Raw genomic sequence first — 17,154 nt, 5'->3', positions numbered from 1 at the left:
GGGCCCAATCAATGACAGGCATGTCGACTATTAACAGCCACTGATGGTCGATCCGCCAAAGCCCGGATAAAGTCCGTGGTAATACGAGATTCACACAGGCGAGGTATGCGATGTCCCGCATGATCCGTTTCCACAAGTTCGGCCAGGCCGATGTGCTCCGTTGCGAGGAGCAGGCCGCGCCATCCCCGGCGGCCGGCGAGGTGCAGGTGCGCGTCGAGGCGATTGGCGTCAGCTGGTATGACGTGCTCTGGCGGCAGAACCTGGCCCCCTCCCAGGCGCGCCTGCCGGCGGGCATCGGCCATGAGATGGCCGGTGTGGTCACGGCGCTCGGCGATGGCGTGGACGACATAGCCCTGGGCGACCGGGTCGCCAGCTTCCCGGCCACCAGCCCCAACGATCACCCGGTATACGGCGATGTCATCGTCCTGCCGCGCAGCGCCATCACCCGTTACCCCGACGTGCTGACCCCGATCGAGGCCAGCGTGCATTACACGCCGCTGCTGATCGCCTATTTCGCCTATGTCGACCTGGCCCGGGCCAAGGCCGGACAGACCGCTCTGATCACCGACGCCAGTCATTGCGCGGGCCCGGCCTTCGTGCAACTGGGCAAGGCCCTGGGGCTCAAGGTGTTCGCCGTGACCAAGGAGCCGGAGCAACGCGAGTACCTGCTGGGCCTGGGCGCCGACAAGGTGATCGTCAGCGAGGAGCAGGACCTGCTGATGCAGGTGGGCAAGTACACCGATGGCCGTGGCGTGGACATGGTGCTCGATGGCATGGGCGGGCCGCAGATGTCGCTGCTAGGCGATGCCCTGGCGCCCCGCGGCAGCCTGGTGCTGTACGGGCTGCAGGGCGGCAACCAGACGCCGTTCCCGGCCTGCGCGGCGTTCCAGAAGAACATTCAGTTCCATGTGCACTGCATCGGCAACTTCACCGGCAAGCCGGAGCTGGGTATCGCCCAGGACCAGGTGGCGTTGCAACGGGCGCTGCGCGATATCAACCAGTTCACCGCCGATCAGCTGCTGACGCCGCAGATCATCAAGGTCTACCCATTCGACCAGGTGGTCGAGGCGCATCGCTACATGGATGAGTGCCCCTGTGGCGGGCGCGTGGTGCTGGACATGGGCGTGCAGTGATGCGCGCGCTGGCCTGATAGCGAAGCCCGGGTATCGCCCCGGGCTTTTTCATGGGCGCAGGCTTAGAGTAGGGGGCATCTGCCTGACGGTCGACAGGCGCAAAGCTGACGGCTGCAAGCCCTGACACGGCATTCCGATAATTGTCTTACAGGGTTATAGGAAGCGTCCTTCAACTGTGGTCCGGTATTCACTGCCAGAATCCGGGCTTCACCTAGAAGCCGTCAGGAAGATGGAGCGAACGCATGAGCACAACCCACGATCAGGCCATGCACTATATCTACCAGCAGGTACTGCAGCGCCTGCTCGATCACATGAACCAGGCGCAGCGCGCCTCGGTGCAGTTGCTGGTACAGCGGATGTTGGTGATGGGTGGCGGCGCGGACAACATCGGCGCTTTCCGGGTGCTGGTACTGCAGGGCCTGGACTCGCGCAGCACGCACCTGCTGGCCTGCCTGCGGGCCGCCCAGTTGATCATTGCCCTGCGCCATGCCGGCACCTTCCGCTTGCAGGTGCTGGTGGCCAGGTTGCCGGGCCTGGACGGCGAGGCCTTGGCCCTTCACGAGCGTTGCTTCAGTGCACTGTTCCTCCAGGACGACCCTCGGGTCGAGCTGCTGCGCGCCGACGGCGGCCAACTGGGGCCGTTCGGCGCGCGGTCGGCTTGTTCGCCCAGCCAGACCCGCGAAGCGGGCCAGGCCTGGCTGCTGTTCGGCCACCTCACCGGTGCTCTGCCCGCTGCGCTGCTCGGCGCCAGGGGCTACGTGGAACTGGCGGCCAGCCTGGCGCAGGCGCTTGGCGACGAAGACGGCGCCAACCTGCTGGTCAGCGCCATCGCGCCGATGCGCCTGCATCACCTGATGGCATGGGGGCGGCGCTGCCTGCGCCATACCGAGCACGTGACGCAAAGCGCAGGCACCGACAGTGTCGTCAGTTGGGCCGAGGGCATGAGGCAACTGGGTGATGCCTTGTCCGACCCGCTGTGCCCCCCTTCAGCTCAACCCCCGGCAGAGGGGGGGCGGGTGGTACGGGTGGTTTCGGTCGAGGCGTTACTGCCGCACCCGGAGCAAGCCGCGCCGCTTGAGCGCATGCTTGGCCGGCAATTGACCGACACCTGCCAGCCCCAGGGGCCGGCGGGGCTGTTCGATCCGCTGCCGCTGGCGCACCTGCATGGCCTGAGGGCCCAGGCCGTCGAACAACGCAGCTATCGCGAGGGGGCCCAGGCGTATTTCACTGGCCTGGGCGAGCACGCAGTGGCCTGGCCGCAGGGGCCGGTGTTGCGCCGCGAGGCCCAGGAGCGCCTGGGTGACGCCTATGGCGTGGGCGAGAAACAGCTGCAGTGCTTGTTGTTCAAGCCGTTCGACGCGCATGGGCGCAACCTTGAGGCCTTCGTGTCGAGCTGCCATCCCAACATGCGAGTCGCCTTGCCCTATCTGCACAGGGCACTACAGGGCAGGTCATGCCCTGGGCCGGTCAGCCAGTGGCTGACCGAGACCAGCGGGTTGACGCTTGTGCAACTGCGGGCGGTCTATGCAGGTACTGTGCGGCCCGAGGCACGGCGTTTGTACCGGTTGTTGGCGCAACGCGACCTGTGGCTGCGGCGGGTAGCCGACTTGGCCTGCTGCCAGGGGCGGGGGCAACGGTCTGCGGTATGAGCGCGAATCATCACCCAGCAAGATCATTGCCACTCAGAGTAATGCGCCTTGCAGTGTGCATGATTGCTTCGGCGCTTTTCTATAAGCATCATCGGGGTTCGACAAGGAGACGTCCCTATGCCCAAACCCGTGCTGCACCTCATGGCAGGCAAGATTGCCTCGGGCAAGTCAACGTTGGCCAAAAGCTTGGCAACTGAACGATCAGCGATTCTGTTGAGTGAGGATCACTGGCTGTCCCGGCTTTATCCAGATCAGATCAAGTCCATAACCGATTATGTGCGTCTGGCACAGCAGATTCGAGACGTACTGGGCCCGCTCGTCATCGATGTGCTACGGGCTGGCGTGACTGTCGTTTTGGATTTCCCTGCAAATACACCACAAGATCGACAATGGCTGCGCCACTTGGCTGACGCAGCCAAGGTTGCTCATTGTGTCCATTACTTAGAAGTGGACGATGATACCTGTCGAGGTAGGTTACATCTTCGCAACACGGGAGCCGAGCATGAGTTTGCGGCGACTGACGCGGAGTTTGACCTGATAACTAGCTACTTTCGCGCGCCGGATGAAGGTGAGGGGCTTCAAATCGAAGTGCATCGGCTTTGACGGAAGCTAGCACCGTGAGGTACGAGATATCTGGCGCCTGGTTTGACGCGAGGGTGGCGAAAAGAGTCGTCGTCATCTCGTTTCCGTTGATGGGGACGATGGTCGGCAATTTATTGATGATGCTGGTCGACCGGCTCTGCCTCGCACACTACTCACAAGATACGCTGGCCGCGTCCGGTCCGGCTGTATTCACGAGCTTGGCGATTATCGCCTTCTTCTGTAGCACCGTGGGGGTGTCACGTTCCTTTATTGCACAGGCGAACGGGCGATCGGGGCTTGATGAGGCTGCGAATGAAGGCGCGCTGGGGCTACTCCTGGGTATAGCCTGCGCAGCCTTGTTGCTTGTCGCCGCTCCGCTGATCGCGATGATTCCCCATCTCAGTTCTCGCCCACCGCAGATCGTCAGCCTCGAATCGCAATACATGTTCTGGGCGGCGATTTTCGGCTCAGTAATGACGGTCGATACAGCACTGTCCTCGTTTTTCAACGGAGTAGGTCGGACCCGTGAAACGCTCATCATTGGAATAGTTGGTCAAGTAGTCGATTCAATTTTCACCGTTGGCTTGGTCTTTGGGAGGTTCGGGCTGCCCGAAATGGGGATGGGCGGAGCCGCTATCGGCACATTGATTGGCACGCTCGCCATGCTGACGTGTTACGCAGTAATGCTGCCTCGAGAGGTCTGGCTTGCGTTAATGAATATCTTTACTGGCCGTGGCAAGCAGCTCCTGCATCGGTTGTCTTTCCGGCTGCGTAGGGGTGCTCCCAGTGGCGTATGCGCCGGGATGGATCAACTCGGCAATACTGCGTTCATATGGATAGTCGCGGTGCTGGGCGCTAGTGCGCTAGCGGCAAACAACGTCAATCTGACCATTAATTACTTGGGTATTATCCCGATCATCGGCCTAGGCATTGGTTGTAGCATTCTATGCGCCACGGCAGCCGGCGAGCGGCGATACACTGATTTGGCAATGATTCTGCGGGTAACGGTGATCATCGAGCTGTGCTACGTACTGCTGATTTCCAGCATTCAGGTCACTTTACCCCAGGTCTTGCTCAAGGCTTTCGGCGACTTGGGGCACAACCCGCAGACCGTCGCCCTCGCCATCGATACACAACGGGTTTTGTGGACATTCTCCGCCGCGTTTATATTCTCCATGACAGGGGCTGCGGTGTTGGAAAGTATTGGCATGGCCAGATTTACGCTGGTCGTTCGCTTGGTCTTGATGTGGGCTATAAGCATTCCCTTGATCTACTACGTCGCAATGAGTAATCGCAATGTTCCGTCGTCGCTGATCACATGCTGGGTTATCGGTTCGGTCTTCGAATTTTTGATCGGAGCCATTTATTTCTGGCGAATCGCCAAAGCCATCCGAGAGGCTGAAAACCGACTTCACATCGATCCAGAGCCAGCTTGCGAAGATGCCGTTTGAACCTGAAAAATTCACCTGCAGTGGTCAATGTGAATCACATTGGGTGTGCTGCGATAGCCGACACGGTTGAACAGCCATATCCCGAGAAACTCCTCCGACTTGGGGCTGCCGACGGATTGCACCTTCGCTGAGCGAAAGTTCCTGGGCTGCTTTGGCAAAGCTCTGACGGCGTGTGGTTGTTTCGAGGCAATCAGCACGGAGTTCTAGGCAGGCGTTGGGACATCGGTGTCATCTATGGACCGAGGCGGCGACAGGTGACGCATGCGCACGCTGCCTTGCAAGAAAATCGATGGTGCATTGGCCGGTGGTCTCTCTAAAATGACGCTATTTCGTGAGCGACGGATCGATCACTGTCATGACCAAGCAGAGCTGTGCCGTGGACGCCACTAACCGGAAATTGTTGGGCTTGGGGCTACTCATTCCATTCTGGCTCTTCGCTGGCGTGTCGCTTACCTCGTTTGGCTACCCCGGTTATAGCCACTTCGAGCAGGCATTGAGCCAGTTAGGCGCGGTTGGGGCTCCCACCCACAACTATTCGGCATGGGTGAACAATTTTCCCTTGGGGGTATTGTTCGGGCTTTTCGCCCTGGGTTTAGCGCGACGCTACGCAGGTTCGCGTTTGGCCCTGGTCAGCGCCGCGCTTATAGTGCTCCATGGCTTGGCTAGTTTCGCTACTGGTGTTTTCTCCTGTGATGCGGGATGCGTGCCTGCGCAGCCTTCAACTGCTCAGCAGATACATAACCTTGCGGGAATGGTGATGTTTCTTTCGCTGACGATGGCTAGCGGTCTGTGGTTCTTTTTGAGCAAGAGACTGCTGTCATCAATTGGCTTCAAATGGTTCTCGGCGCTCTGTGTAATCCTTGCCCTCGCGACGGTTGCAATGATGGCCAAGGCGTTTAGTAACGGTCATGGGTTTGGCCTGTACCAGCGGCTCAATTACGGCGTGTCCGTCGCCTGGGTCGCTGCTTTGGCCTGGACCGCACTGCGCAGTGAGCCAGCCACGGCCAGCGTCAGCCATCGACCGCAAAGGTGCCCGTGAATGGAGAGCGGTTGACGGCCAGTCGACCGATTCCGCCGGGGCCGGTACGCTGGCGTTTTTCACCTGTACGGACCCGCCAATGACACAGGTCTACCAAGGAAGCTGCTTGTGCGCAGCAGTCGGCTTCGAGTTGCTCACCCGGCCAAAGGCCGTGACTCATTGCCATTGCAGCCAGTGCCGCAAAGGCCACGGAGCTGCATTTGCCTCCTATGGCAGCGTTCCACGCAACCAGCTGCGATTACTTCGCGGCGCCAGCAGTATCAAGACCTATGCCTCTTCACCGAAGGTGGCGCGCGAGTTCTGCGTGGCGTGCGGCTCGAACTTGTTCTGGTCAAGCGCCCAAGGCGAGTTTGCCGACTGGGTTTCGATAGCGCTGGGCACGCTGGATACGCCCTTCCTGGCAAACAAACAGAATCACCTTCACACCGAATCGGCAGCGCCTTGGTACACGCCAGCCAGCGATCGGGCTCGGGTCGACGGCAGCGCGTCAGTGAAGGTGGAAAAGCCGTAGGCGCAAACCCATGGCTTTCTCACCCCCCTGCGCAAACGCCGCCAGCCCACCGCTACTGCAGGTTGAACCACCAGCGCCCGGTGCGTTGCCCGCGGTCGTGGCTGGCCACCAGCATGCCGCTGGCCGGGTCCAGGCAGGCGCCGTCTTCGAGCAGGCGGCTGGCGCCGTTGGCGCTGCGGGCCCACAGCTACAACTGGCGCTTGAGGCCCATCAGTAGCGCCACTGCACAGCGACTTCCAGGCTGCGCGGCTCACCCAGGTAATACTGGGTGTTGGTCTGGTGGATGAAGCGGGCGTAGACCTCGTCGGTGAGGTTGCGCAGCCGTGCGCTGAGCTGCACGTGCTGGTCCAGGTCGTGGGTCATCGACAGCCCGTAGACGGTATACGACGGCACCCAGGCGGTGTTGGCGGTGTTGGCGTACACCGACGACACATAACGCGCGTCGGCGCCGACCTGCCAGCCCGGCGCCAGGTCGTAGGTCAGCCACAGGTTGGCGACGCGGTCGGGGATGTTCACCGGGTGCTTGCCCTTGCGCGAGTGCACCACGGCGCCGATGGTCTCGTTGAATTCGTCGTACTCGGCGTCGACCCAGCTGAAGTTGCCCGCCGCCAGCAGCTTGGGCGTGACCTTGAACGAGGCCGCCAGCTCGATGCCGGTAGAGGTTTGCTGGCCTGCCTGCTCGGTGGTGTTGGGTACGGTCGAGGAGGGCACCGAGATGTTCTTGCGCACGATGCGATACGCCGCCGCCGTGGCAGAGCCGCGTCCGTCGAGGAAGTCGAACTTGCTGCCCACTTCCACCTGGCGGCCGCTGCTCAGGTCGAAATCGCCGACCTGGCTGAGCGAGGCGCCGGTCAGCGAGCCTCCCGGTGGCTCGGCCGAGGTGCTGTATTGGGTATACAGGCTGATGTTGGAGGTCAGGTCGTAGACCAGGCCCAGGCGGCCGGTGAAAGCGTCCCAGCGCCGCTCCAGCTTGGCCCGGTTAACGTGGTCGACCACCTCGAAGTCGATATGGTCGTAGCGCAGCGCCGAAACCAGCGACAGCTGGTCGGTCAGGCGCGTGCGGTTCTCGACGAAGCCCGCCGTGGTGTCGGTGGTGCTGCTGCGGCCTTTGACGCGCGGCGCGTCCATGCCGGGGATGTCGAGGAGGTGGCCGGGCTGGAAGCCGTTCGGGTCGATGCGGTCGAAGGCGCCTTTGGACAGCGGGTAGAGGGTCTGCTGGTTGCGGTTGTAGTCGACGCCGAACGCCCAGTCGCTGGCCAGGCCGAACAGTTGGCCCTGGTGGGTCAGCTCGACGCGGTTGCCGTTGAGCTCCTGGTCGTGGCGCTGGCGGTAGCCGCCGGAGCGGGCGATGCCGGTGTTGCCGGCGTTGTAGCGGTACACCTCGAGGTTGCGGTAATCGCGCTGGCCGTTGTAGTGGTAGAAGGTGTTGCGCAACTGGTTGCTGTCGTCGATGCGATAGTCGGTGATCGAGCGCAGCCAGCGGGTGCGCTGCTCGTAGCGGCCGTCCTCGACGTTGTAGTTGTCGAAGCGATTGTGCTTGTCGATGTGCAGGGTGCCGACCGCCGGTTGCAGCACCGGCGCGCCCCAGTACGGGCTGTCCTCTTGCTCTTCGAGGTACTCGATGGCCAGGGTGTGCGAGAGCTGGTCGTTGATGTCGCTGAGCAGCGAAAAGGCCAGGTTGCCGGCGCCGTTCTCCTGGCGGTCGATATAGCCATTGGTGTGGGTGCGGCTGTAGTCCAGTCGCGCGTAGTGGCGGGGGCCGTCGCCGCTGTTGAGCGCCTTGTTGAAGCCGACCGAGGTTTCCATCGTGTCGTAGCGAGCATAGCTGACACGGCCGTCGAAGGTGTCCTCGTCGCGGTTGGCCAGCTTGGTGATCATGTTCAGGCTGCCGCCGACCGCGCCACTGCCGTTGAGGAACGACGACGGGCCGCCGAGCAGTTCGACGCGGTCGTAGATCCACGCCCCGACCGGGCGCCCGGCGGCGCCGGACTGCAGGTTGATGCCGTTGAACAGCTGGCTGATCTGGGCGCCATTGAAGCCGCGGTACGCGACATAGCCGCCCCAGCCGGGTGGCGCCGAGGCGTTGACCCCGGGCAAGGCGTTGGCGGCGTCCTGGAAGTTGCGCGCGCCGATGCGCGCCATGGTCTGGCGGTCGGCGACGCTGACCGAGGCAGGGTTCTCGCGGGCGCTGAGGTTCAGGCGCGAGCCGCTTTCGATGGGCCGGTCGAGGTCGAGACGGGTAGCCTCCTGGTTCTGGTCGGCGGAGGCGGTGACGTTGCTGGCGGGCAGGGTCAAGGTGTCGTTTTGCGCCCAGGCGCAGGTTGCGCTGCCAACGAGCAGCGCCAAAGTGGTCATGCGAAACATGCAAGGCTTCCTGGCTGAAATCGATGAGCGCACGCCCGCTGCCGATCAGGCGGCACTCGGGCGTGGCGATGTCAGAACGCGAGAAGCGCGGCGGGAGAGGCGCGGGGATTGACCAGTGGCCAGCGCTGCTTGGGCAGGCGTGGCGCGGGTTGTCTGGGTAAGGGCTGGCTCGGCTCGAGGCTGAGCAAGGCCAGCAGGCCGAAGAACACGGCCAGCAGCGTGGCGTTGAACAGGCTGGCGATCACGCAGTCGCCGCTGGCCGGCAGCACCGGGTCGCTGAGGTCCTGGTCGCCCTTGAACACGCCGCTGCTGTCGGCCGCGCACCAGGCGGCGTCATCCAGCCCGGCGAGGCGCAAGCCGGCCATCTGGCCATGGCCCATGGCGCACAGCAACGCGCCGAACAGGATGCTGAAATACAGCACCCAGGCGACTTGCGAGCGTGTGTGGCGGGCCAGCGTCATGGGTAAGGCTCGGGCAGTGGTCAGGCGAACTCGAGGGCGGAGTTTACAGGTTTTGCAGTGCCTGAAAAGCGCATTTGCATGGCCATGGCAATTCGTATGAGTGTCTTTAGCGGGGCATGGCCGGTTCGGCAAGCAGGACGCGCCTGATGGTCATGGGCGCATCGCGGCCTGCATTGGTTGCAACGTCCCCAAACCTGTCAGGCCACAGTCGCCAGCCTTGGCGCAGGGCGCGAGACAGGCGAGGCGAGCAATGCCCACGCAGAAATCGCGTCGAGCGCACCAGGCTAACAACCATGGCCTATCAGGCATGGCCACGTTGCAACAGATGTAATCGGATGGACTCGCCCCCGCCGAGGCATCACAGTGCCACGGTGGCGTTCTAAGAAGCCAACGGCAGCGAGGGCGAGACCATGAGCAAGCATAGGACGAAGCGCAATTCCCTGTCTTCCACCGATGTAACGCTTTGCCAACACCTGTCAGTCGACTTGGCCAAGCAAGTCTTTCAGGTGGCCGGAGATGACGGCTCCGGGCGCGTCATCTACGAAGATCGAATCAAATCCCGTGAAGCCTTTCACGCGTTCCTGACCAAGCTGCCACCCACCGTGACGGTCCTGATGGAAAGTGGCCCCGGCGCTCAAGCATGGGGGCGTTTGCTCCAGGCGCAGGGCACCCCAGTCCGCATCCTGCCCGCGCAGCGAGTGGCGGAGCACCGCAGTGGTGCCAAGAATGATCGTAACGACGCCCATGCCATCTTGCGCGCAGGCCGGGATACCAGCATTGCTGCGGTGCCGATCAAGAGCACTGCCGCTTTGGCGATTCAAGCTTTACACCGCGCTCGCAGAGGCTATGTCAGGCGCCACACCGCGCTAGGCAACCAGATCCGCGGCCTGTTACTGGAACAGGGCGTCGCCCTGGCGCAAGGCGATTTTGCCGTCAGCCAAGGTGTGTCGCGGATTCTTGAAGATGCGACCCAACCATTACCAGATCTGCTGCGTGAATTGCTCGATGAACTGCTCGCCGAATGGCGCTATCTGGGCGAGCGTATCGCCGTCCTGACAGGACGGCTCGAAACAGCGGCGGGGGCCGACAAGGTCGCATGCCGCCTGATGACGATACGCGGTGTCGGCCCGATCATCGCCACAGCGATGCTGGCCAAGCAGCCTGAACCTTCGCGGTTCCCCAATGCTCGACAGTTTGCCGCTTACTTTGGCCTGGTGCCCGACCAGCACAGCAGTGGAAAGAAGGTCAGGCTGGGCAAGATGAGCAAGCGAGGTGACGGCTACTTACGCAGCATGATGATCCAGGGTGCGCACGCGGTTCTTAGCCATTTGAAGCCTGATTCCGATCAGCCAGACGATCGCCGCCTCTTGCGATGGTTAACTCGGCTTGGTCGCAAGGAGGCGGCGATCAGACTGGCTAATCGAAATCTGCGCATCATTTGGGTGCTGCTACAAGGAGAGCAGGTTTACCAACGTCAACCGGATGATCGTCAGGAGCCCGCCATGAGCCGCTGACTTACAGCGTTACGCCACCGGGGTGCCGAGCGCCCCAGCCCCTGCTAGTGAACATCGACCCTAGGTAAGACCGTCGCGGATCAATGCCTACGCTCCTACCGGCCCAAGAGGCCTGAATGTAATGGGCATGCTGCGAGCTCACCCGATGTTGGCCAGAAGCACCAAGCTTCCTCGAATAGGCCTGATACATAGATGCAACCGGGTAACCTTGTTCGAAAAAGCAGGTAGACAATGTAGGCGAGTCCATACATAGGAGCGGATTCATCCGCGATGCGCCGCGCGGGCGGCGCTCGATCTGATAGGCGCCGCAACAATTGCGACCGACACCTGCAGGCCCACCCGCAACCTACAAACCGTAAATACCGCCCATCGGACCGATTGCCCGGCGGCACTTGTATCAGCGCAAGCCTGTATGTATAACCAGCATTCATTCCCAACCCCGCTGCCAGCCCCGTGATCGCCCATTCCGTCGACGACCCCTTGTACTACCTGTACAACTTTCGCCAGGTCCTGAGCTGGGTCGAGCAGCGTTACGCCGACCTGCTGAACCACGACGAGTTCGCCTTCATCCAGGCTTTCGCCGGCTTGCCGACCGCCGCCCAGGCCCTGCTGGTGCGCATGGTCATGCGCAAAGGCCAGTGGTTTCGCAGCGACAAGCTCGACTACAGCGAAATCGGCGACACCCAGGCCGCGCTGGCGCCCTTGCTGGCGTTGGGCTGGGTCGAGGCCGACACGCCGATGACGCTCGAGCAGTTGTGGCCGCTGCTGCGCAAGGATGAGTTGGCACTGTGCTTTGCCGGGCAGTTGGCGCGGCCTCGGGCGGGCAAGGCCGAGCTGCTGGCGCAATTGCAGGCGCTGGAGCTGCCCGCCAGGCCCCTGGCCGAATGGTTCCCAGGCTTTGCGCCAGACCTGCTGCATTGGCGCCTGCAACCCTTGTGCGACCGTATGCGCCTGCTGTTCTTCGGTAACCTCTACCAGGACTGGTCGGACTTCGTGCTCAGCGACCTGGGCGTATTCCGTTACGAACAGGTGCCGTTCAGCGACGATTCCCGGGCCCTGCGCCAGCGCGCGGAAGTCGACCTGGCCATGGCCCTGCACCAATGCGCCGAGCAACTGCAGCAGGGCGTGGCGCCGGCCGAGGTGCTGGCGGCGTTGCCTGGGTTCGACAGTGGCAACCCTTGGCTGGCCCGGCGGCGGGCGCGCCTGTTGTTCAGCCTCGGCCAGCAGTGCGAACGCCTGGGCGATTGGGACCTGGCCCTGCAGGTCTACGCCGATTGCGCCCACCCCGAGGCGCGCATCCGCCAGGTGCGGGTGCACGAGCGCCGCGAGCAGTGGCCACAAGCCCACGCGTTGGCCACGCGCATGGCTTCGGTACCGGCCAATGCCCTGGAACAACAGGCCTTGGCGCGCCTGCTGCCGCGCCTGCAGCGCAAGCTGGGCGGGCCGCCGCAGCCGCGCCGGCGCCAGGCCGCGGTCGCGCCGATCGAACTGGTGTTGCCGGCGGAACTCGCCGAGCTGGGCGTGGAGGAAGCCGTGCGGGTGCACCTGCAACAGGCCGGCGCAGTCGCCCACTATGTCGAGAACACGCTGTTCAACAGCCTGTTCGGCCTGCTGTGCTGGGAGGCGATCTTCGCCCCGGTGCCGGGGGCGTTTTTCCACCCCTTCCAGGCCGGCCCCCAGGACCTGCATGACGCCGATTTCCAGCAGCGCCGGGCGGCCTTGTTCGAGCGCTGCCTGGGCCGCCTGGACGATGGCAGCTACCGCGCGGCCATTCGCGACTGCTACGTGGCCAAGCAGGGCCTGCAGTCGCCGTTCGTGTTCTGGCAGATGCTCGATGCGGCGTTGCTCGAGCAGGCCCTGGCCCATGTGCCGGCAGCGCACCTGAAGGCCTGCTTCGTGCGCCTGTTGCAGGATATCCGCGCCAACCGCGCCGGCATGCCCGACCTGATCCAGTTCTGGCCGCAGGAGGGGCGCTACCGCATGGTCGAGGTCAAGGGCCCGGGGGACCGCCTGCAGGACAACCAGCTGCGCTGGCTCGAGTTCTGCCATGAACACGGCCTGCCGGTTGCGGTGTGCCATGTCCGCTGGGCGCCGCCGGCATGAGCTACACCGTTGCCGTGCGGGCCCTGTGCGAGTTCAGCGCCAAGGCTGGCGACCTGGACCTGCGGTTCACCCCGTCGCCTACTGCCGAGGAAGGCATGGCCGGTCATCGCCGGGTAGTGGCCCGGCGCGGGGCCGGGTATGAAGCCGAGGTGACGCTCGAGGGCGAGTACCAGGGCCTGCGCGTCCGTGGCCGAGCCGATGGCTACGACCCGGCGCGCAACCGCCTGGAAGAGATCAAGACCCACCGTGGCGACCTGGCTCGCCAGCCGGCCAACCATCGCCAGTTGCACTGGGCCCAGGCCAAGGTCTACGGCTGGCTGCTGTGCCAGGCGCGGCAACTGGCGGACATCGAGCTGGCCCTGGTGTACCTGGAGGTGGACAACGATCGCCAGACCCTTGTCAGCGAGCGCCATGGCGCCGACGAACTGCGCCAGTTCTTCGAAAGCCAGTGCCAGTGCTTTCTGGCCTGGGCGCAAGCGCAGGCCCAGCGCCTGGCCGAGCGCGACCTGGGGCTGCAGGCGCTGCGTTTTCCCTATCCTGCGTTCCGCCAGGGCCAGCGGCAGCTGGCCGAGACGCTGTACAAGGCCGTGAGCACCGGCCGCTGCCTGATGGCCCAGGCCAGCACCGGTATCGGCAAGACCCTCGGCACGCTGTTCCCGCTGCTCAAGGCGGTGGTACCGCAGCAACTGGACAAGCTGTACTTCCTGACCGCCAAGACGCCCGGCCGCGCCCTGGCGCTGGATGCCTTGCGGCAAATCACCCAGGCCTGCGCGCAACCGGCGCTGCGTAGCCTCGAACTGATCGCGCGCGACAAGGCCTGCGAATTTCCGGACAAGGCCTGCCATGGCGAGTCATGCCCGTTGGCGCGGGGGTTCTACGACCGCTTGCCGGCCGCCCGCGCGGCGGCGGCGCAAGTGCCGTTGCTCGACCGTGCGACACTGCGCGAGGTGGCCCTGGCGCATCAGGTCTGCCCGTATTACCTGGGCCAGGAGATGGCGCGCTGGGTCGACGTGCTGGTGGCCGACTACAACTACTATTTCGACGCCCACGCCTTGTTGTTCGGCCTGGCCCAGGTCAACCAGTGGCGCACCGCGGTGCTGGTGGACGAAGCGCACAACCTGGTGGAGCGCGGTCGACAGATGTACAGCGCCAGCCTCGACCAGGGCCGGTTGCTGGCCCTGCGCCAGAGCAAGCCGGCCGGGTTGGGCAGCGCCCTTGACCGCCTGAATCGGCAGTGGAACGCGTTGTACAAGGCGCAGATGGCGCCGTACCAGGCGGCCGAGCAATTGCCCGAAGCCTTCCTGGGGGCGTTGCAACAGTGCATCGGGCTGATCCAGGAGCGCATGAACCAGGCCCCGAGCGACGTCGAGCCCGCTGTGCTGGAGTTCTTCTACCAGGCGTTGCAGTTCAGCCGGGTCGCCGAACTGTTCGACCCGCACTTCCTGTTCGACATCACCCAGCGTAGCGGGCCGCGTGGCCGGCGCCTGGCCACGTTGTGCCTGCGCAACGTGGTGCCGGCGCGGCTGCTGGGGCCGCGGATGAGCGCGGCGCGCAGTGTCACCTTGTTCTCCGCCACCCTCAATCCGCAGCACTATTACCGCGACCTGCTGGGCATGCCGGCCGACACGGCCTGGCTGGAAGTCGCCGCGCCGTTTCGCGGCGAGCAGCTCCAGGTACGCATCGTCAGCGAGGTGTCGACCCGATACCAGCAGCGCCAGGCCTCGCTGGCGCCGATCGTCGCGTTGATCGCCGCCCAGTACCGTCGCCAGCCGGGCAACTACCTGGCGTTCTTCAGCAGTTTCGAATACCTGGAACAGGTGGCCGGGTTGCTGGCCGCGACCCACCCCGGCATTCCCCAGTGGCGCCAGGCACCGGGCATGGACGAAAGCAGTCGCGAGGCGTTTCTGGCGCGTTTCGTCGAGGGCGGGCAGGGCGTTGGTTTCGCCGTGCTCGGCGGTGCGTTCGGCGAAGGCGTGGACCTGCCGGGCACGCGCCTGATCGGCGCCTTTGTCGCCACCCTGGGGCTGCCCCAGGTCAACCCGGTCAACGAGCAGTTCAAGCAGCGCCTGGGCCGGCAGTTTGGCGCGGGCTTCGACTACGCCTACCTGTACCCCGGGGTGCGCAAGGTGATCCAGGCGGCGGGCCGGGTCATCCGTGGCGAGCAGGACCGTGGCGTGCTGCTGCTGATCGACGAGCGTTTCGCCGAGCCGCGGGTGCGACAGATGTTCCCCAGCTGGTGGCACTGCGCCTGAACATGCCCATCGCCTGGCGCTGAAACTCCCAGTACACTGCGCGTTCCAACCCCAACATCCGTTGAATCTCGAGGTTCTTGCATGACGCTCAGTCCTTTGGCAGGCAAGCTGGCTCCGGCCAGCGTGCTGGTCGATATCCCCCGCCTGTTGACCGCTTACTACACCGGCCGTCCTGACGCCGCGGTAGCGGCCCAGCGCGTGGCCTTCGGCACCTCGGGCCACCGCGGCACCTCGCTGGAGCTGAGCTTCAACGAAAACCACGTGCTGGCGATCACCCAGGCCATCTGCCTGTATCGCCAGGAGCAGGGCATCGACGGCCCGCTGTTCATCGGTGCCGACACCCACGCGCTGTCGGCGCCGGCCGCCGCCAGCGCCCTCGAGGTGCTGGCCGCCAACGGCGTGCAGGTGATGCTCAGCAAGGATGACGAATACACCCCGACCCCGGCGGTGTCCCACGCCATCCTCTGCTACAACCGTGGTCGCCAGCAGGGCCTGGCCGACGGTATCGTCATCACCCCGTCGCACAACCCGCCGCAAAGCGGTGGTTTCAAGTACAACCCGCCCAATGGCGGCCCTGCCGACAGCGACGTGACCAAGTGGGTCGAGTCCAAGGCCAACGAACTGCTGGCCGCCGGCCTGGCCGGGGTCAAACGCATGGACTACCAGCAAGCCCTTGGCGCGGCGACCACCCAGCGCCATGACTACGTCAGCAGCTATGTCGCCGACCTGGAAAACGTCATCGACTTCGAGGTGATCCGCGGCGCCAACCTGCGCCTGGGTGTCGACCCGCTGGGCGGCGCCGGGGTGCGCTACTGGTCGGCCATCGCCGAGCGCTACCGGCTGAACCTGGAAGTGGTGAACACCGAGGTCGACCCGACGTTCCGCTTCATGACCGTCGACTGGGACGGGCAGATCCGCATGGACCCATCCTCGCCGTACGCCATGCAGGGCCTGATCGGCCTGCGCGAGCGTTTCGACGTGGCCTTCGCCTGCGACCCGGACCACGACCGCCACGGCATCGTCACCGCCGATGGCCTGCTGCAGCCGAACAACTACCTGGCCGTGGCCATCGACTACCTGTACCGCCACCGTCCTCAATGGCGCAGCGATGCGGCGGTGGGCAAGACCGTGGTCTCCAGCGGCCTGATCGACCGCGTTACCGCGGCGCTGGGCCGTGAGCTGTACGAAGTGCCGGTAGGCTTCAAGTTCTTCGCCCAGGGCCTGTTCGACGGTTCGCTGGGCTTTGGCGGCGAAGAGAGCGCCGGCGCCTCGTTCCTGCGCCGCGACGGCAGCGTCTGGGCCACCGACAAGGACGGCCTGATCCCAGCGTTGCTGGCGGCCGAGATGACCGCCCGCACCGGACGCACGCCGAGCCAGCGTTATGCCGAGCTCACCGCCGAGCTGGGCAAGCCCTACGCCACCCGCGTCGAGGCCAAGGCCGACGCACGGCAGAAAGCGCTGCTGAGCAAGCTGGCGCCCGAGCAGGTCAAGTCCACCGAGCTTGCCGGTGAGCCGATCGAGCAGATCCTCAGCCACGCGCCGGGCAACCACCAGGCCATCGGCGGGTTGAAGGTGATGACCGCCAACGGCTGGTTCGCCGCGCGGCCGTCGGGCACCGAGGACATCTACAAGATCTACGCCGAGAGCTTCATCGACGAGGCGCACCTCAAGCGCCTGGTGGCCGAAGCCCAGGTGCTGGTGGATGCGGCGATCGCCTGACCGGCCTCTGCCAGCGGTTTATCGGCCTGCAGGCTGCTCTGCGCAGGCGTCGGCTGGTAGTGGCGAACCCATGCACCGCGTCGCCTGGTTCGCCGGCGAGGCTGGCGCCTACGGGCGGGCAGGTTGCAGACGGCGTAGGAGCCGGCCTTGCCGGCGAACACCGGCGCAGCCGGTGCCATCCACCGCGTCGCCTGGTTCGCCAGCAAGGCTGGCTACGGGGCACAGTAGGCTGCTCTCTGCGTAGGAGCCAGCTTGCTGGCGAACCAGGCGACGCCGATGTTCAGCGCAAGTCGCTGCCGAGTAGATTGTTCCATTTTTGGAACGATCCATGCCATTTTAGCTATCTACCGCATGATTAGCCTCACCGGTAAGGTGA

General features: G+C 64.3%; 12 protein-coding genes. 10 read left to right on the top strand and 2 right to left on the bottom strand.

Annotated elements, in window-relative coordinates:
• Positions 1 to 110 precede the first annotated feature (110 nt).
• The 6 genes from KSS95_RS16435 (at position 111) to KSS95_RS16410 (ending at position 6,365) form a co-directional block, all read left to right on the top strand.
• Positions 111 to 1,133 carry a zinc-dependent alcohol dehydrogenase family protein gene (locus tag KSS95_RS16435; RefSeq protein WP_217848127.1) on the top strand — a complete coding sequence of 341 codons (1,023 nt, stop codon included), beginning with the start codon at positions 111 to 113 and terminating at the stop codon, positions 1,131 to 1,133.
• 242 nt (positions 1,134 to 1,375) lie between these two features.
• Entirely contained in the window at positions 1,376 to 2,782 is a 1,407-nt protein-coding gene (locus KSS95_RS16430; protein ID WP_217848126.1) for a hypothetical protein, read from the top strand.
• Positions 2,783 to 2,899: 117 nt separating this feature from the next.
• Complete coding sequence (locus KSS95_RS16425; protein WP_217848125.1) at positions 2,900 to 3,385, top strand: P-loop nucleotide/nucleoside kinase family protein; 486 nt, start codon at positions 2,900 to 2,902, stop codon at positions 3,383 to 3,385.
• Between the two features lie 14 nt (positions 3,386 to 3,399).
• Entirely contained in the window at positions 3,400 to 4,815 is a 1,416-nt protein-coding gene (locus tag KSS95_RS16420; protein WP_225935516.1) for an MATE family efflux transporter, read from the top strand.
• Between the two features lie 355 nt (positions 4,816 to 5,170).
• A complete protein-coding gene (locus tag KSS95_RS16415; protein ID WP_437179553.1) occupies positions 5,171 to 5,854 on the top strand; it encodes a DUF998 domain-containing protein in 684 nt (227 codons plus the stop codon).
• A gap of 79 nt (positions 5,855 to 5,933) precedes the next feature.
• Positions 5,934 to 6,365: a GFA family protein gene (locus KSS95_RS16410; RefSeq protein ID WP_217848124.1), complete on the top strand. Its 432-nt coding sequence runs from the start codon at positions 5,934 to 5,936 to the stop codon at positions 6,363 to 6,365.
• Positions 6,366 to 6,575: 210 nt separating this feature from the next.
• On the opposite strand, the gene KSS95_RS16405 is transcribed toward KSS95_RS16410, so the two are convergent.
• Both KSS95_RS16405 and KSS95_RS16400 read right to left on the bottom strand, forming a co-directional pair.
• Positions 6,576 to 8,729: a TonB-dependent receptor gene (locus KSS95_RS16405; RefSeq protein ID WP_217848123.1), complete on the bottom strand. Its 2,154-nt coding sequence runs from the start codon at positions 8,727 to 8,729 to the stop codon at positions 6,576 to 6,578.
• 71 nt (positions 8,730 to 8,800) lie between these two features.
• The gene (locus tag KSS95_RS16400; protein WP_217848122.1) at positions 8,801 to 9,190 is read right to left on the bottom strand and encodes a DUF2946 family protein; all 390 of its coding nucleotides are present in this window, start codon (positions 9,188 to 9,190) and stop codon (positions 8,801 to 8,803) included.
• 410 nt (positions 9,191 to 9,600) lie between these two features.
• Between KSS95_RS16400 and KSS95_RS16395 the strand changes: the two genes are divergently transcribed.
• The 4 genes from KSS95_RS16395 (at position 9,601) to pgm (ending at position 16,778) form a co-directional block, all read left to right on the top strand.
• Positions 9,601 to 10,704, top strand: coding sequence for an IS110 family RNA-guided transposase (locus KSS95_RS16395; protein WP_217848121.1), 1,104 nt, complete (start codon positions 9,601 to 9,603; stop codon positions 10,702 to 10,704).
• A 453-nt stretch (positions 10,705 to 11,157) separates the two neighbouring features.
• Positions 11,158 to 12,807: a VRR-NUC domain-containing protein gene (locus tag KSS95_RS16390; RefSeq protein WP_217848120.1), complete on the top strand. Its 1,650-nt coding sequence runs from the start codon at positions 11,158 to 11,160 to the stop codon at positions 12,805 to 12,807.
• Positions 12,804 to 15,059 carry an ATP-dependent DNA helicase gene (locus KSS95_RS16385; RefSeq protein ID WP_217848119.1) on the top strand — a complete coding sequence of 752 codons (2,256 nt, stop codon included), beginning with the start codon at positions 12,804 to 12,806 and terminating at the stop codon, positions 15,057 to 15,059. The genes KSS95_RS16390 and KSS95_RS16385 overlap by 4 nt, the downstream gene beginning before the upstream one ends.
• A gap of 81 nt (positions 15,060 to 15,140) precedes the next feature.
• Complete coding sequence (gene pgm, locus KSS95_RS16380) at positions 15,141 to 16,778, top strand: phosphoglucomutase (alpha-D-glucose-1,6-bisphosphate-dependent) (RefSeq protein ID WP_217848118.1); 1,638 nt, start codon at positions 15,141 to 15,143, stop codon at positions 16,776 to 16,778.
• Positions 16,779 to 17,154: the final 376 nt, after the last annotated feature.

Source organism: Pseudomonas muyukensis (assembly GCF_019139535.1).
GTDB classification, from domain to species: Bacteria; Pseudomonadota; Gammaproteobacteria; order Pseudomonadales; family Pseudomonadaceae; genus Aquipseudomonas; species Aquipseudomonas muyukensis.
The sequence above is the reverse complement of the archived record's forward strand: the minus strand, read 5'-3'. Positions and strand labels throughout refer to the sequence as shown.

What these genes read in the sequence shown, in the direction of transcription:
- KSS95_RS16425 (WP_217848125.1), top strand. Translation starts at nt 2,900, where the DNA reads ATGCCCAAACCCGTGCTGCACCTCATGGCAGGCAAGATTGCCTCGGGC.
- KSS95_RS16385 (WP_217848119.1), top strand. Translation starts at nt 12,804, where the DNA reads ATGAGCTACACCGTTGCCGTGCGGGCCCTGTGCGAGTTCAGCGCCAAG.
- KSS95_RS16435 (WP_217848127.1), top strand. Translation starts at nt 111, where the DNA reads ATGTCCCGCATGATCCGTTTCCACAAGTTCGGCCAGGCCGATGTGCTC.
- KSS95_RS16405 (WP_217848123.1), bottom strand. Translation starts at nt 8,729, where the DNA reads ATGTTTCGCATGACCACTTTGGCGCTGCTCGTTGGCAGCGCAACCTGC.
- KSS95_RS16415 (WP_437179553.1), top strand. Translation starts at nt 5,171, where the DNA reads ATGACCAAGCAGAGCTGTGCCGTGGACGCCACTAACCGGAAATTGTTG.
- KSS95_RS16410 (WP_217848124.1), top strand. Translation starts at nt 5,934, where the DNA reads ATGACACAGGTCTACCAAGGAAGCTGCTTGTGCGCAGCAGTCGGCTTC.
- KSS95_RS16400 (WP_217848122.1), bottom strand. Translation starts at nt 9,190, where the DNA reads ATGACGCTGGCCCGCCACACACGCTCGCAAGTCGCCTGGGTGCTGTAT.
- KSS95_RS16395 (WP_217848121.1), top strand. Translation starts at nt 9,601, where the DNA reads ATGAGCAAGCATAGGACGAAGCGCAATTCCCTGTCTTCCACCGATGTA.
- KSS95_RS16430 (WP_217848126.1), top strand. Translation starts at nt 1,376, where the DNA reads ATGAGCACAACCCACGATCAGGCCATGCACTATATCTACCAGCAGGTA.
- pgm (WP_217848118.1), top strand. Translation starts at nt 15,141, where the DNA reads ATGACGCTCAGTCCTTTGGCAGGCAAGCTGGCTCCGGCCAGCGTGCTG.